This window comes from Pseudomonas sp. GW821-FHT09C09, from assembly GCF_059418105.1.
In genome coordinates this window covers 90,980-105,533 of the sequence record NZ_JBWKPF010000006.1, presented here as the reverse complement: position 1 = coordinate 105,533, position 14,554 = coordinate 90,980, and the positions used below count along the sequence as shown (strand labels likewise).

Annotated in this window: 16 protein-coding genes; 11 read left to right on the top strand and 5 right to left on the bottom strand. The window is 62.8% G+C overall.

Features of this window, described 5'->3' with window-relative positions:
- Position 1: 1 nt before the first annotated feature.
- Together AC07NR_RS20195 and AC07NR_RS20190 are read left to right on the top strand one after the other, a co-directional pair.
- Complete coding sequence (locus AC07NR_RS20195; RefSeq protein WP_495079263.1) at positions 2–799, top strand: isocitrate lyase/PEP mutase family protein; 798 nt, start codon at positions 2–4, stop codon at positions 797–799.
- Between the two features lie 3 nt (positions 800–802).
- Complete coding sequence (locus tag AC07NR_RS20190; RefSeq protein ID WP_495079262.1) at positions 803–1,429, top strand: DNA-3-methyladenine glycosylase family protein; 627 nt, start codon at positions 803–805, stop codon at positions 1,427–1,429.
- Positions 1,430–1,442: 13 nt separating this feature from the next.
- Here the strand turns inward: AC07NR_RS20190 and AC07NR_RS20185 are convergent, their stop codons facing one another.
- From AC07NR_RS20185 to AC07NR_RS20175, 3 genes are all read right to left on the bottom strand, one after another.
- Positions 1,443–2,540, bottom strand: a complete 1,098-nt coding sequence (locus tag AC07NR_RS20185; RefSeq protein ID WP_495079261.1) for an extracellular solute-binding protein — start codon at positions 2,538–2,540, stop codon at positions 1,443–1,445.
- Positions 2,541–2,542: 2 nt separating this feature from the next.
- Positions 2,543–3,658, bottom strand: a complete 1,116-nt coding sequence (gene aguA / locus AC07NR_RS20180) for an agmatine deiminase (protein WP_248738954.1) — start codon at positions 3,656–3,658, stop codon at positions 2,543–2,545.
- Positions 3,659–3,757: 99 nt separating this feature from the next.
- A complete protein-coding gene (locus AC07NR_RS20175) occupies positions 3,758–4,642 on the bottom strand; it encodes a LysR substrate-binding domain-containing protein (protein WP_495079260.1) in 885 nt (294 codons plus the stop codon).
- 209 nt (positions 4,643–4,851) lie between these two features.
- On the opposite strand from AC07NR_RS20175, the gene AC07NR_RS20170 reads away from it, so the two are divergent.
- Complete coding sequence (locus AC07NR_RS20170) at positions 4,852–5,340, top strand: GFA family protein (protein ID WP_495079259.1); 489 nt, start codon at positions 4,852–4,854, stop codon at positions 5,338–5,340.
- Positions 5,341–5,440: 100 nt separating this feature from the next.
- A complete protein-coding gene (locus AC07NR_RS20165) occupies positions 5,441–6,238 on the top strand; it encodes a MipA/OmpV family protein (RefSeq protein ID WP_495079258.1) in 798 nt (265 codons plus the stop codon).
- 6 nt (positions 6,239–6,244) lie between these two features.
- Here AC07NR_RS20165 and AC07NR_RS20160 read toward each other — a convergent pair whose 3' ends face one another.
- Together AC07NR_RS20160 and moaB are read right to left on the bottom strand one after the other, a co-directional pair.
- Entirely contained in the window at positions 6,245–7,450 is a 1,206-nt protein-coding gene (locus AC07NR_RS20160) for a molybdopterin molybdotransferase MoeA (protein WP_495079257.1), read from the bottom strand.
- Positions 7,447–7,986 carry a molybdenum cofactor biosynthesis protein B gene (gene moaB / locus AC07NR_RS20155; RefSeq protein ID WP_085733108.1) on the bottom strand — a complete coding sequence of 180 codons (540 nt, stop codon included), beginning with the start codon at positions 7,984–7,986 and terminating at the stop codon, positions 7,447–7,449. The genes AC07NR_RS20160 and moaB overlap by 4 nt, the downstream gene beginning before the upstream one ends.
- Before the next feature lie 298 nt (positions 7,987–8,284).
- Between moaB and AC07NR_RS20150 the strand changes: the two genes are divergently transcribed.
- The 7 genes from AC07NR_RS20150 to AC07NR_RS20120 all read left to right on the top strand — a co-directional run bounded on the left by AC07NR_RS20150 (position 8,285) and on the right by AC07NR_RS20120 (position 14,535).
- Positions 8,285–9,184: a LysR family transcriptional regulator gene (locus AC07NR_RS20150; protein WP_085708636.1), complete on the top strand. Its 900-nt coding sequence runs from the start codon at positions 8,285–8,287 to the stop codon at positions 9,182–9,184.
- A gap of 108 nt (positions 9,185–9,292) precedes the next feature.
- Positions 9,293–10,135: a formate dehydrogenase accessory sulfurtransferase FdhD gene (gene fdhD / locus AC07NR_RS20145; RefSeq protein WP_423205374.1), complete on the top strand. Its 843-nt coding sequence runs from the start codon at positions 9,293–9,295 to the stop codon at positions 10,133–10,135.
- Positions 10,132–10,617 (top strand): cyclic pyranopterin monophosphate synthase MoaC, encoded by a 486-nt coding sequence (gene moaC, locus AC07NR_RS20140; RefSeq protein WP_085698780.1) that lies wholly within the window; start codon positions 10,132–10,134, stop codon positions 10,615–10,617. Before fdhD ends, moaC begins: the two co-directional genes overlap by 4 nt.
- Positions 10,614–10,865, top strand: coding sequence for a MoaD/ThiS family protein (locus tag AC07NR_RS20135; RefSeq protein WP_423205373.1), 252 nt, complete (start codon positions 10,614–10,616; stop codon positions 10,863–10,865). The genes moaC and AC07NR_RS20135 overlap by 4 nt, the downstream gene beginning before the upstream one ends.
- A 3-nt stretch (positions 10,866–10,868) precedes the next feature.
- Positions 10,869–11,330 carry a molybdopterin synthase catalytic subunit MoaE gene (moaE, locus tag AC07NR_RS20130; RefSeq protein ID WP_423205372.1) on the top strand — a complete coding sequence of 154 codons (462 nt, stop codon included), beginning with the start codon at positions 10,869–10,871 and terminating at the stop codon, positions 11,328–11,330.
- Between the two features lie 71 nt (positions 11,331–11,401).
- Positions 11,402–12,748 carry a chromate efflux transporter gene (gene chrA, locus AC07NR_RS20125; protein WP_423205371.1) on the top strand — a complete coding sequence of 449 codons (1,347 nt, stop codon included), beginning with the start codon at positions 11,402–11,404 and terminating at the stop codon, positions 12,746–12,748.
- A gap of 422 nt (positions 12,749–13,170) precedes the next feature.
- Positions 13,171–14,535, top strand: a complete 1,365-nt coding sequence (locus AC07NR_RS20120) for a glutamine synthetase family protein (RefSeq protein WP_085708642.1) — start codon at positions 13,171–13,173, stop codon at positions 14,533–14,535.
- The last annotated feature ends 19 nt before the right edge of the window (positions 14,536–14,554 follow it).

Below are 14,554 nucleotides of genomic sequence, written 5' to 3'. Positions count from 1 at the left end.
GATGAACGCGCTCGACACACCGTTTCACCAGTTGCACCACGATGGCCTGCTGATCCTGACCAACGTTGCCGACGCCACCGGCGCGCGACTGGTCGAGCAACTCGGCGGCAAAGCGGTCGCCACCAGCAGCGCCGCGGTGGCCTGGGCCCATGGTTACCCGGATGGCAACACGCTGCCGCTGGAGCGTTTGATCAGCACCGTGGAGTCGATTGCCCGTGTCATCAAGGTGCCGCTGAGCGTGGACATTGAGGCCGGTTATTCCGATGACCTCGACCGGGTTGCCGAAGTGATCGATGCGGTTGTCGCCGCCGGCGCGGTCGGGATCAATATCGAAGACGGCAGCGGCACGCCGGAACTGCTGGCGCGCAAGATTGAAGTCGCGCGGCAAGTCTCCGACAAGCGCGATGTGAAGCTGTTCATCAATGCCCGCACCGACGTTTACCTCAAAAGTCTGGTGCCGGCCGAGGATCGCGTTGCCGAAACCCTGCACCGCGCCGCGCTGTATCAGGCAGCCGGGGCTGATGGTTTGTTCGCTGCCGGCGTGACGTCCGCCTACGAAATCGAAGCCATCTGCAAAGGCACGACTTTGCCGGTCAACGTCCTGGGCTTCGCCGGCCTGCCCTCGCCCGACGAACTGAAAACCCTCGGTGTACGCCGCTTGAGCGCCGGCTCCGGCATCGCCGAATTCATGTACGGCGCCATGGGTTCGCTGGTGAAAAGCTTTCTCGCCAGCGGCAAGCTCGACACCCATGACCTCAAGGCCTTCACCTATGGTGAAGTCAACGGTTTGCTGAAGTAAGCCATGCCCGGTCCTTATCAACCGGCCAGCGAGTTTCTGGCCAGCCTCGACGCCGACTGGCAGCGCCACATCGCTGCGGTCGGCCCTTGCCTGCATCAGCCGCACCCGGCGCGGGATCCTTATGAGTCGCTGGTGCGGGCAATCGCCTATCAGCAACTGCACGCCAAGGCGGGCGACGCGATTGTCGGGCGGCTGGTGGGGTTGTTTCCCGGGCAGACGTTTCCGCGTCCGGAGCAGATTCTGGCGACGGGGTTCGATCAGATGCGCAGTTGCGGGTTTTCCGCCGGCAAGATTGCGACGATTCAGGGGATTGCCCAGGCGACGCTGGACGGCGTAGTGCCGGATTACTCGACTGCGCTGGAGATGGAGGATGAGGCGCTGATCGAGCGGTTGGTCAGTTTGCGCGGGGTTGGGCGCTGGACTGTAGAGATGTTGCTGATCTACAGCCTGGAGCGCCCGGATATTCTGCCGGCGGATGACTTTGGTGTGCGCGAAGGGTATCGGCGGTTGAAGGGGTTGGAGGTGCAGCCGACGCGTAAGCAGATGATTGAGATCGGGTTGGGGTGGAGTCCGTTTCGCACCGTTGCGGCCTGGTATTTATGGCGGGTGCCAAAAGCGCCCTCAACGTAAGTGAGGGCGGCTTTCACAGGCCTGACTTCAACCGACTGAACGCCCGCACCAACGCCCGATTAAACGCCTTCCCATTATCATTCTTGCTATACAACGAAGCCCTCACCGCCTCCGGCGGATACGTCCCCGGATCATTACGAATCGCCGGATCAATCAACCCGTCCGCCGCCGTGATCGCATTGGCGTAGTGAATCGTATCGGTGATCGGCGCGATCACCTCAGGCGTCATCAAGTAATCCATCAGCGCCAGTCCAGCCTCGGGATGCGGTGCATCCTTGGGAATGACCATCGCATCGAACCAGATCAGCGTGCCTTCCTTCGGAATCCGGTAATTCAACTTGAACGGTTTTTTCGCCGCTTCGGCCTGGCCCGCCGCGATGGCAACGTTGCCGTTCCACGACATCGCCACGCAGGTGTTGCCGTTGGCCAGGTCGCTGATGTTCAGGTCGTTGTCGAAGTAGCGGATGTACGGGCGGATCTTCGCCAGTTGCTGTTCGGCGAGTTTCAGGTCATCGAGGCTCTGGCGATTGATGTCCAGGCCCATGTACTTCATGACTGCCGCGAACACTTCGTTCGGATCGTTGAGCAGGCTCACCCCGCAATCGGCGAATTTCGACACCACGGCCGGATCGAACAGCATCGCCCAGCTGTCCCGTGGCGCCTCCGGCAGGCGCTGCTTCACGGCCTCCTCCTGATAGCCGACACCGGTGGTGCCCCAGGCGTAAATCCCGGCGTAGCGGTTGCCCGGATCGAACACCGCCATGTGCTGACGGAACTCTTCACCGACTCCGGCAAAGTGCGGAAGCTGCTGCTTGTTCAGCGTCTGGATCGCGCCGCTCTCGATGGCCCGCGACAGGTGCTGGCCGGCCGTCAGCACCAGGTCGTAGCCGCTGCGGCCGGTGAGCAGTTTGGTCTCGACGGTTTCCAGCGAATCGAAGTGATCGGCGACCACCCGAGTCCCGGTTTTCGCCTCGAAATTCTTCAGGGTATCCGGGGCCAGGTACTCGCCCCAGATGTACAGGTTGACCACCGGTTTCGCCGGCTCGGCGGCCTGCACACACAGGGGTGCAAGCACCAGCAATAACGCTTTACTCAGTTTGTGCAGGCCCATGCTCAGGCTCCTTTTTTCTGGCCGGCGTATTGCGGCATGGTGATGCACGCGACGTTGCCGCCACCGAGCAGGATTTCCCGGGAGTTTTCGATGCCGACGATCTTGTGCTGCGGGAACAGTTCGGCGAGGGTCGCCAGCGCCACCTGGTCGTTGCGATCACCGAACAGCGGCACCACGATCGAGCTGTTGCCGGCGTAGTAGTTGATGTACGAGGCACAGATTTTGGTACCGGCCTGACGGGTGTGGGTGCTGTCCTGCTGATCGAGGCCTTCGGCTTCTTCGGCGGTCCACTCCAGCACGTCCGGTTGCGGCAGCTTGTGCACGATCAGTTCGCGGCCACGGCTGTCGCGGGTACTGCGCAGGATGTCGTAGGCCTCCTGATAGATTTCCCACTGCGGATCGTCACGATTGTCGGTCCATTGCAGCACCACTTCGCCGGGGCGCACGAAGCACGCGAGGTCGTCGACGTGGCCGTCGGTTTCGTCGAACTTGCAACCGCGCGGCAGCCAGATCACTTGCTCGGCGCCGAGGTAATCGGTGAGTCGGCGGGTTACTTCGTCCTTGCCCAGATGCTGGTTGCGATTGCGGTTGAGCAGGCACTGCTCGGTGGTGAGGATGCTGCCCTGGCCGTCACTCTGGATGCCGCCGAGTTCGGCAATCAACGGTGCGCGATAACGGTCGAAACGTTCGATTTCGAGGATCTTGCTGGCGATCTGGTCGTCCTTGTCCCACGGGTAATAGAGCCCGCCATCGAGGCCGCCGTAGGCGTTGAATTCGAAATCGACGCCACGCACTTCACCGCTCCGGTCGTTGACCACGAAGCAAGGGCCGCTGTCGCGGAACCAGGTGTCATTGCAGGTCATCTCCACCACGCGCACTTGCGGCGGCAACTGGCGGCGGGCAGTGGCGAACTGGGAGGCCGAAGCGCAGACCGTCACCGGTTCGCTGTGGGAGATCGCGGTGACGATCTCCACCCAGACTTTCTGCGCTGGCTTGGCGCCATTGCGCCAGACGTCGGTGCGCTCAGGCCAGCCGAGCCAGCATCCGGACTTGGCTTCGAATTCGCCGGGCAGACGGAAGCCGTCCTGTTTCGGGGTGGTGTCGAGCAAACGTGCCATGGTCAAACCTCGTCATCGGGATGGGAATGACCTCAGGCTACGGTCGCGAGCGGTCGGCCCGCCAACGATGATTATTTCGGAACAGTTGAATTCAACTCATCAATCCGCCAGCTGATCGTTGAACCATTCCAGCATCTGCGCCACCGCCGGACGCTCCAGGCGCACCCGCTCGCAGACCAGCGCGTATTGGCCGAGTGCGGTCATGTTGGAAGTGAACGGTCGCACCAGACGGCCGCTCTGCAGATCTTCCTGCGCCGTGAGGTTGTCGCCCATCGCCACGCCCTGCCCTTGCGCGGCGGCTTCCAGCGCCAGGCCGGCATGGGCGAAATACAACTGGCGCTCCGGGCGCAAGTCGCCGGCATGGCTGGTCAGCCACGCGGTCCAGGTTTTGCCGTCCTGATCGTCGTGCAGCAGGCAATGGCGGGCCAGGTCCTTCGGGGTTTTCAGGTTGCCCTGGTTGAACAGGCCGGGGCTGCACACCGGGAAGAACTGCAGCGCCGGCAACGGGCGGACGAAGTACGCGCTGCTGTCCATCGGACCGGTTCCGTAGGTGATCGCCAGATCGATGTCTTCGCCGGGCGCCGTAGCGTCGATCGGCTGTTCGTAGAGGTGCAAGGTGATGTGCGGATAACGCGCGTAGAAATCGGTGAGACGGTTCATCAGCCACTTCTGCGCGAGTTCTGCCGTGACTGCTAGCCGCAGAACGGCGAGCGAGGACGGATCGCGCAACTCGTCGCAGGCCTCGCCGATCAGTTCGAAAGCCTGTTGCAGGCTTTGCATCAGGCGCCCGGCGGCGATGGTCGGGCGAATCTGCCGGCCCTCGCGGATGAACAACGACACGCCCAGTTGCTCTTCGAGCTGGCGGATCTGATGACTGACAGCGCTGTCGGTGACGCACAGCTCGGCGGCAGCCCTGCCGAAATGCGCATGGCGGGCGGCGCATTCGAAGGTTCGCAGGGCGGCCAGAGAAGGTAGTCGGCGCATGGGTTTGGGTCCCTTTTTTTGCGGACATGCTGACCGGGCTTTTCGTGGGCGTCCAGTTGCACCGCGTAATCGTTTATCGCGAGCAGGCTCGCTCCCACAGTTGGACCGTGTTTCAAGTGTGGGAGCGAGCTTGCTCGCGATAGCGGCGGCACAGACGCGACATCTCTTCTAGGCTGAACCGCATCGACAACGCCAAACCGGAGGCCACCATGCACCTCGAAGGCTCCTGCCACTGCGGCGCGGTTTCATTCACCCTCGACAGCGCCCACCCCTACCCTTATCAGCGCTGCTATTGCTCGATCTGCCGCAAGACCCAGGGCGGTGGCGGCTATGCGATCAACCTCGGCGGCGACGCGGCCAGCCTCAAGGTGCGCGGTCGCAAACACATCACGATCTACCACGCGAAGATGAAAGACGATGGCGACAAACGCGCCCACCGCAGCACCGCCGAACGACACTTCTGCTCGCTGTGCGGCAGCGGACTGTGGCTGTTCAGCCCGGAATGGCCGGAGCTGATCCACCCGTTCGCCTCGGCCATCGACACACCGTTGCCGGTGCCGCCGGAACACACCCACCTGATGCTCGGCTCGAAAGCGCCATGGGTCGAAGTGCAGGCGAGCGCGAAGGACCGGCAATTCGAGGTCTACCCCGAAGAATCCATTGCCCAATGGCACGAACGGCTGAAATTGACCCGTTAGCCGCCTTCACAGTCTTTGACAGTTTCCCGACAAAGCTGCCAAAGATTGCCGAACGGCACCCGCCTAGCATGGCGCATCCAAATTCCTCATCGGGTGCCCCATGCCGGTTTCGTTGCGTACGTTCTCGCTGTCCCTGACCTCCCTTTGCCTGTTGCTGCCCGGCGACTCACTGCGCGCCGAAGACTGGCACACCACGTTGCGCGCCGGGGCCGCCAGCGCTCCGCGTTACAGCGGCAGTGATGAACGGGTGGTGGCGCCGTTGGTGGGTGTTGAAATCGTCAGCCCTTACGGCGTGTTCCTCGACAGCAGCCGAGGTCTGGGCTGGGGTTTCGATGAAGAGGATTTCGGCCTAAGCGTCTACATCGGCGCCAGCGACGTGCGCAAGGATCGCAAGACCGGCTACAAGGGCTCGGACGAACTCAACGGCATGGGCTCGATCAAGTCGCGCCCGGTGATCGGGCTCGACGGGACGTACCACCTCGGCCCGCTCATTCTCGGCGCGAGTTTCGAACATGCGCTGGAAAAGAACGACGATGACCACGACACCGGCTCGTCCTGGAACCGCCTCAAGCTGAGCATCAGCGCGCCGCTCTACGAAGGACGTTTCGGCAAGGTCACCGGCGGCCTCAACAGCCAGTTCGGCGACAGCAACTACATGCGCACCTGGTACGGCGTCAGCGATGCCCAGGCCTCGCGCAGCCAGTTCCGGGCGTACAAGGCCCGGGCCGGGTTGATCAGCCGTGGCGCGGACCTGACGTGGTCATTGCCGCTGGACAAACAATGGAGCGTCTCCACGGTTCTGGCGGTGCAGTACCTGAACCACGAAGCCGCCGACAGCCCGATTGTCGAGCGTCGGCTGCAGACGTCCCTTGCCGGGCAAGTGGTCTACACTTTTTGATCGCCCTCAGAACAGCTCGCTGAACGGAATGAAGCGCAGCGGATCGCCCATTCGCAACGTGCTGTTCTCCGGGATTTCCACCAGTCCGTCGGCCCAGGTCGCGCCGAGGAGAACGCCGGAACTCTGGTTCGGATACAGCACCGCCTGCCCGCCTTCCAGACGCACCCGCAGGTACTCGCGGCGGCTGCCGGGCTTCGGCCAGTCGAATCCGGCGTTGACGGTGAAGCTCAGCGGCATCACCTCTTCCACGCCTTGAATGCGCAACAGGTAAGGGCGCGCCAATAGGCCGAAGGTCACCAGTGCCGAGGTCGGATTGCCCGGCAGACCGATCACCGGCACGGTGCCGAAATGCCCGACCGTCAGCGGTTTGCCGGGTTTGATCGCGAGCTTCCACAGCAGCGGTTTGCCGTTGTCGCGCAACACCTGGCCGAGGCAATCGGCATCGCCGGCAGACACGCCGCCGGTGGTCAGAATCAGATCGGCCGCCACTTGCAGTTGCTCAAGTTTGAGCCGGGTCTGCGCCGGGCGATCGGGAAGAATCCCGGCGTCGATCACCTCGCAACCCAGCTCACGCAACCAGTGGTCGAGCAAGGTGCGATTACTGTTGTAGATGCTGCCGGGACGCAGGGGCTGGCCCGGTTCCACCAGTTCGTCACCGGTCGACAGCAATGCCACACGGGGACGACGGACCGCCGGCAAATGGGTCATGCCCTGCCCCGCCGCCACCGCCAGTTCGAACGGGCCGAGGCGTTTACCGGCGCGCAGCAGCGTGTCGCCGACGCGGTTTTCCTGGCCCTGGGCGCGGATGTTCTGGCCGACTTTCAGCGGTTGCAGAAACCGCACGCGACCGTCCTCCAGTACCTCGACGTTTTCCTGCATTTCCACGCAATTGGCGCCATTGGGTAACGGTGCGCCAGTGAAGATCCGCGCGCAGGTGCCGGGCAGCAAGGCGTCCGGCGCCAGCCCGGCGTAGACCCGTTGCGACACGCTCAACGGCTGGCGGTGCAGATCAGCGAGGTTCAACGCGTAACCGTCCATGGCGCTGTTCGGCCATGGCGGCAGGTCGAGGGTGGCGACCAGATCGCTGGCCAGCACTCGGCCGCGCGCCTCATTGAGCGGCACCGGTTCGCTGTCCGGCAGGCGTTGTTCGTTGGCCATTGCCAGCAACTGGTCGAGTGCGTCCTCGACCGGCATCAATCCGGGCTTGCTCATCCCCGTGGCCCGCAGGCTTGCACCGGTTTGAGGTGCGGGACGAAGTTGCACGGGCGATGACGGTTATCCAGTTGCTCGGCGAGGATGCCTTCCCACGCCGTGCGGCACGCGCCGGTGGAACCCGGCAGGCAGCACACCAACGTGCCATTGGACAAGCCCGCCAGCGCACGGCTTTGGACGGTCGAGGTGCCGATGTCGAGAATCGAAATGGCGCGGAACAGTTCGCCGAAACCGTCGATCTGTTTGTCCAGCAAACACGCCACCGCTTCCGGGGTGCTGTCGCGGCCAGTGAAACCGGTGCCGCCGGTGATCAGCACCACTTGAATGCCGTCGTCGGCAATCCACTGCGCGACCTGAGCGCGGATCTTGTACAAATCGTCCTTGAGCAGGTTGCGTTCACTCAAGGTGTGACCGGCTTCGAGCAGGCGGCTGACCAGCAACTGGCCGGAGGTATCGCTGGCGTAGTCGCGGGTATCGCTGACCGTCAGCACGGCAATATTCAAGGGAACAAACAGGGCATCCGCTTTAACACTCATGGCACTCTCCGGCCTTCGCCAATTCAATTGGGCCAGAGCCTAAGTGCCACTTATCAGGACTGTCTAATCACTCTAACCAACCACATTATCGAGCCGCTCTATCGGCTGTTTTTTATCGGGCGGCGCTCACTGATCGAGCCAATAAAACCGGCCATGATTGAATCCCTCGATAGCCTCTTCAACGCTTCCGATTGGACGTAAAACGCGATCAGTGGGATCGTCGCCGCCTGCGCTTTTCGTGCGCCGTACGCATCTGCGTCAATACTCAATCCAAATTTCCCTTCGAGCAGGTGCCATCGTGGACATCAAACAACTCAAGTTCCTGATTGCGCTGGACGAAACCCGCCACTTCGGCCAGGCCGCCGCGCGCTGCCACATCACCCAGCCGACCCTGTCGATGCGCCTGCGCAATCTGGAAGACGAGCTGGATCTGGTGCTGGTCAATCGCGGCCAGCGCTTCGAGGGTTTCACCCAGGCCGGCGAGCGCGTACTGGCCTGGGCCCGCACCCTGCTGGCCGCCCACGATGGGCTGTTCGCCGAAGCAGCCGCCTGTCGCGGGCAACTGGTCGGCAGCCTGCGTCTGGGGCTGGTGCCGCTGAGCAACTTCAATCCGGTCAATTACATTCAGGGGTTGTCGGGGATATTTCCCGAGCTGAAATACAGCCTGTCGTCCCTGAGTTCGGACGAGATCATCGAGGGTCTGGGCAACAATCAGCTGGATCTTGGCGTGTGTTATCTGGACCACGTCAACCCTAACTATTTCGAGTTCTTCGAGATCGGCGAGACCCGCGTCGGTCTGCTTTACGACACCCGCCACTTCCATTTCGAAGGCCCGGAAATGAGCTGGGAAGACGCCGCCGAACTGCCGCTGGGGATGATCACCACCGGCATGCATTATCGAAAATCAATTGACCTGAGCTTCCGCAGTCGCGGGCTGAATCCGCAGCCGATCATGGAAAGCGATTCGACCTATCAACTGTTGCAGGCGATTCACCAGGGTTTCTGCTGCTCGATCATGCCGCTGGACAGCGGTCTGGAAGAACCGATCGAACACCTGGCCTTCATCAATTTGCCGGACGCCAGCGTGCTCGCACCGTTGGGGCTGGTGATGCGCAAGACCGAACCGCGTTCGGCGATTGCCGAGAAGTGCTTTGCCGAGGCGCGCAAAATGTTCGGGATCGAGGCGCCTGCCGTTTAACGCCTTCAGTGATCGACCAATCCAATCACTGCATCGGAACAAGCGATTGGACGCACTTTTCCCTGCCCCGTAGCCTGAACCCACTTCAGCGCTTCGGGGATTTTCAGGATGCTGTGCCAGGTTGAACCAACCATCGAAACGGGCGATGCCAACGCCCCCGCGCCACAACCGGCGCAAGTGGCTTATCGCGAATACCTCGACGACGCGCCACTGTCCCACGCGGCCCTCGCGGCGGAAATCGCACTGGCCATCAGCTACAACGGCCTGAATCAGGCGGTGATGATGGTCTCGCCGGGCAACATCGAAGACTTCATTCGCGGCTTCAGCCTGAGCAACGCCATCGTCGACAGCCTCGACGATATCCACGACATCCGCCTGACTCACTTTGACCAGGCCTGCCAGGCCGACGTGCAGATTTCCAGCCGCGCATTCTGGGCCCTGAAAGATCATCGCCGGCAGATGGCGGGCACCAGCGGTTGCGGGCTCTGCGGCGTGGAAGCGCTGGAGCAGGCCCTGCCGCAACTGGAAATCCTGACCCCGACACCGTTGCCACCTGCCGGGCATTTCGACGGCATCCGCCAGCGCATCGAACAGGCCCAGCAACTGGCCCGCAGCAGCGGCGCCCTGCACGCGGCGTTGTACTTCGACGCCGACGGCGAAGCGCTCCTGTGCCGCGAAGACATCGGCCGCCACAACGCCCTCGACAAATTGATCGGCGCCCTGCAGTTCGAAGGCCTCGATGCGCGTCAGGGCTTCGTCGTGGTCACCAGCCGTTGCAGTCTTGAACTGATCCACAAAGCCGTGCGCGCCCGCCTCGGCACCCTCGTCAGCCTGTCCGCCCCCACCGCGCTGACCGTGCGCTGGGCACTCAAGCACCGCTTGAACCTGATCCACGTCCCGCACCGCAACGCCCCCCGAATCTACAGCCCGATCCAGGAGCCAACCGAATGAGCGACACCCTCACCCACCTCGACGATCAGGGCCGCGCCAACATGGTCGACGTCAGCGACAAGGCCGCGACGCGCCGCGAAGCCACCGCCCAGGCCTGGGTGCAGATGCGCCCGGAAACGCTGCAAATGATCCAGTCCAACGGCCACCCCAAGGGCGACGTGTTCGCAGTGGCGCGGATCGCCGGGATTCAGGCGGCCAAGCGCACCCACGAGTTGATTCCGCTGTGTCATGCGCTGCTGCTCAGCTCGATCCACGTCGAACTCAAGGCCTGCGAACCGGACCGCGTGCAGATCACCAGCACCTGCCGCCTCACCGGCCAGACCGGCGTCGAACTCGAAGCCCTGACCGCCGCCAGCGTCGCCGCTTTAACGATCTACGACATGTGCAAAGCGGTGGACCGGGCGATGGTCATCGGCGACATCCGTCTGCTGAGCAAACAGGGCGGCCGCTCCGGCCACTTTCAATGGGAGAACCCGCAATGATTCTGATCAACTACTTCGCCAGCTACCGTGACCGGCTCAATCTGGGTGGTGAAAAGATTCCGGCCAGCGACACCCTCGTTTGTGTCGAGGACGTGCGGCAAATGTTGATGCAGCGTGGCGACTTATGGCGCGAAGTGCTCGGCGCCGGCAACCTGATGTGTGCGGTGAATCAGGAGTTGTGTCAGCCGGATCAGGCGATCGAGGATTTCGACGAGATCGCGTTTTTCCCGCCGGTCACGGGAGGTTGAACCATGGGGGTTCGAGTTCAGCGCAAAAGCTTCGATGCCGGTCAGTTGATTGCGGATCTGCATGCGCGCAATCCACGGGTGGGCGCGGTGGTGAATTTCATTGGTTATGTGCGGGACCTGAACGTCGGGCAGTCGGTGACGGAGCTGTTTCTGGAACACTATCCGGGTATGACCGAAAAGGCCTTGGAGCAGATCGCCGAACAGGCCCGCGAGCGCTGGCCGCTGCTGGCGGTGGAGATCGTGCATAGGGTCGGCGCGCTGTCAGTGACCGAGCCGATCGTGTTTGTCGGCGTCAGCAGCAAGCATCGGCATGCGGCGTTTGAGGCCTGCGCGTTCATCATGGATGTGCTGAAGACCCGTGCGCCGTTCTGGAAGCGCGAGACCACGCCTGAGGGGGCACATTGGGTCGAAGCGCGGGAGAGTGATCAGAATGCGGCGTTTCGCTGGAGTCTGGCGCATGCCTGACGGGGCACTGTCGGCTGCAACAAAAGCCTGATTAGATAGCGGCTCGCACCGATTGGACCGTGGAGCCGCATTTGAGCACAACGCCCCCAGAGGACTTGCCCCGCCCCCAGCCTGTCAGCCTGCGTCAGGCCTGGCCCTTCTGGCTCAAACTCGGCTGCATCGGTTTCGGCGGCCCCGCCGGGCAGATCGCGATCATGCATCAGGAACTGGTGGAGCGCCGGCGCTGGATTTCCGAGCGGCGCTTCCTGCACGCGCTCAACTACTGCATGTTGCTGCCCGGCCCCGAGGCCCAGCAACTGGCGACCTACATCGGCTGGCTGCTGCACCGAACCCGTGGCGGTGTGTTGGCGGGCGCATTGTTTGTGCTGCCGTCGCTGCTGATCCTGATTGCCCTGTCCTGGGTGTACATCGCGTTTGGCGACGTACCGGTGGTGGCCGGGGTGTTTTATGGAATCAAACCGGCGGTGACCGCGATTGTGCTGCACGCGGCCCATCGCATCGGCTCCCGGGCCTTGAAAAATGGCTGGTTGTGGGCAATTGCCGGAGCGGCGTTCGTGGCGATTTTTGCCTTCAACGTGCCGTTTCCGCTGATCGTGCTCGGTGCGGCAGTGATCGGTTATTTCGGCGGACGCTGGGCGCCTCAGCGGTTCAACAATGACGGTCATCGCGGCAGCGAAAAGTCTTTCGGCCCGGCGCTGATCGATGACGACACGCCTGCGCCCGAGCATGCGCGGTTCAGCCTTCCGAGGCTGTTGCGTCTGGTACTGATCGGCGCGTTGCTGTGGTGTCTGCCGATGGCACTGCTGACAGCATTGTTCGGCTGGGGCGGCACCTTCACCCAGATGGGCTGGTTCTTCACCAAAGCGGCGCTGCTGACGTTCGGCGGCGCTTATGCGGTGCTGCCCTATGTGTATCAGGGTGCGGTCGGGCATTACGGCTGGCTGACGCCGACGCAGATGATCGACGGGCTGGCGCTGGGCGAAACCACGCCGGGGCCGCTGATCATGGTGGTGGCATTCGTCGGGTTTGTCGGGGCTTACGTGCAACCGACGTTCGGTGCGGAACATGCGTTTGCCGCCGGTGCGCTGGCCGCGACACTGGTGACCTGGTTCACCTTCCTCCCCTCGTTCCTGTTCATCCTCGCCGGCGGGCCGTTGGTGGAGTCAACCCACAACGAACTGAAGTTAACCGCACCGCTGACGGCGATCACCGCAGCCGTGGTTGGGGTGATCCTCAATCTGGCATGTTTCTTTGCTTACCACGTGTTCTGGCCCAAGGGTTTTGCCGCACAGCCTGACTTTTTTGCGCTGCTGCTCGCCCTCGCCGCCACCCTCGGGCTGTTTGTTTTCAAGCGTGGCGTGATCGAGGTGTTGATCGTTTGCGCCCTCGTCGGGCTGGGGTTTCATCTGTTGCGCTGAACCGGTGGCATGCCGCGCGCATCGGAATCAGGCGTTTACTTATCCCGGACTTCCCCCTTACTATCCAGCCACACCGGCATGGCGGGACACTCCCGCCGCCGACGTTTTCCGCCAACGGAAACACGCGTCATGAGCACGTCACTACAACAATCAGAATCGTTGAACGTCTCTGCACTGTGCGCCCTCCTTCACAGGGGCCGCGCATGAATCGCATCGTCAATCTCCCCATGGCCCTGAGCCGTTCCAAGCTGCGTCACTCCGCACGCCCGCCGGATATCTGCCTGCCCGTCTGATCGCGCCGTTAAAAACCGCGACAGCCCCCCTCTTTTTTCGATATCCCTGCCAGGACGCGCGCGCCTATTGCCGAGCTGCGTCCGGCCCGAATCTGCGCGCCTGTGCGGCGCCATCGTGAGTGATTGATTATGAAATTCGCAGCCATTGAAGACGCACGCAATTTTCTGGATCAGAACCCCGACATCGACATGATCGAGCTGTTCATCCTCGACGCCAACGGCGTACCCCGCGGCAAGTTGTTGCACCGCGAAGAACTGCTCGCCGTGTACGAAAGCGGGCGCCCGCTGCCAAGCACCATCCTCGGCCTGACCGTGCACGGCGAGGACGTGGAAAATTCCGGTCTGGTGTGGGACGTCGGCGACATCGACTGCCGCGCTTACCCGCTGGAAGGCAGCCTGGTGCGCCTGCCGTGGCGGCAGATTCCGACCGCAGCGGTGCAGGTCAGCATGCATCCCGAACAAGGCATGCCCGCGAGCATTGCCGATCCGCGTCACCTGCTGATCAAGGTCATCGACGCCCTCAAGGCCGAGGGTTATCACCCGGTGATGGCCTGCGAGCTGGAGTTCTATCTGCTTGACGCCAAACGCGATCACAACGGCCGCCCGCAACCGGCGCTGGATGCCGACGGCGGTCGACCGAGGCACACCCAGGTCTACGGTTTGCGTGAGCTGGAGCAGATCGAACCGTTCCTCGCTGACCTCTACAGCGCCTGCAAACTGCACGGCATTCCGGCGCGTACTGCGATCTCGGAATACGCGCCGGGCCAGGTGGAAATCACCCTCGAACACGGCGATGCGCTGGAGGCGATGGACCAGGCCGTGCGCTACAAACGGCTGGTCAAAGCCGTGGCGCACAAGCACGGGATGCAGGCAACGTTCATGGCCAAACCCTTCGATGATCTGGCGGGCACCGGCATGCACATGCACGTCAGCCTCGCCGATGCCGAGGGGCGCAATCTGTTTGCTTCCGAAGATCCGGCGGGCACCCCGCTGCTGCGCACGGCGATTGGCGGGATGCTCGCCTCGTTGCTCGATTCGCTGCTGCTGTTCTGCCCCAACGCCAACTCCTACCGTCGCTTCCAGGCCAACAGCTACGCGCCGCTGGCGCCGACCTGGGGCGTCGACAACCGCACCGTCAGCCTGCGCGTGCCCGGCGGCCCGGCCAATACCCGGCACATCGAACACCGCATCTGCGGCGCCGATGCCAACCCGTATCTGGCGGCTGCGGCGATTCTCGCGGGCATTCATCGCGGCATAAAAGAAGACATCGATCCGGGCGAACCGGTGCAAGGCAATGGCTATGCGCAGGCGAAGGAATTGCTGCCGACCGACTGGCTGACCTCACTCACGGCACTGGAAAAATCGGCCTGGGCGCGTGATGCGCTGGGGCAGGAATTTCTCGGGGTGTATCTGGCAGTGAAGCGTGCGGAATACCGGCAGTTCATGGCCGAAGTGGGTGAGCAGGACTGGCGCTGGTATCTGACCGAAGCCTGATCTTTTTTTTCCTCTTTTT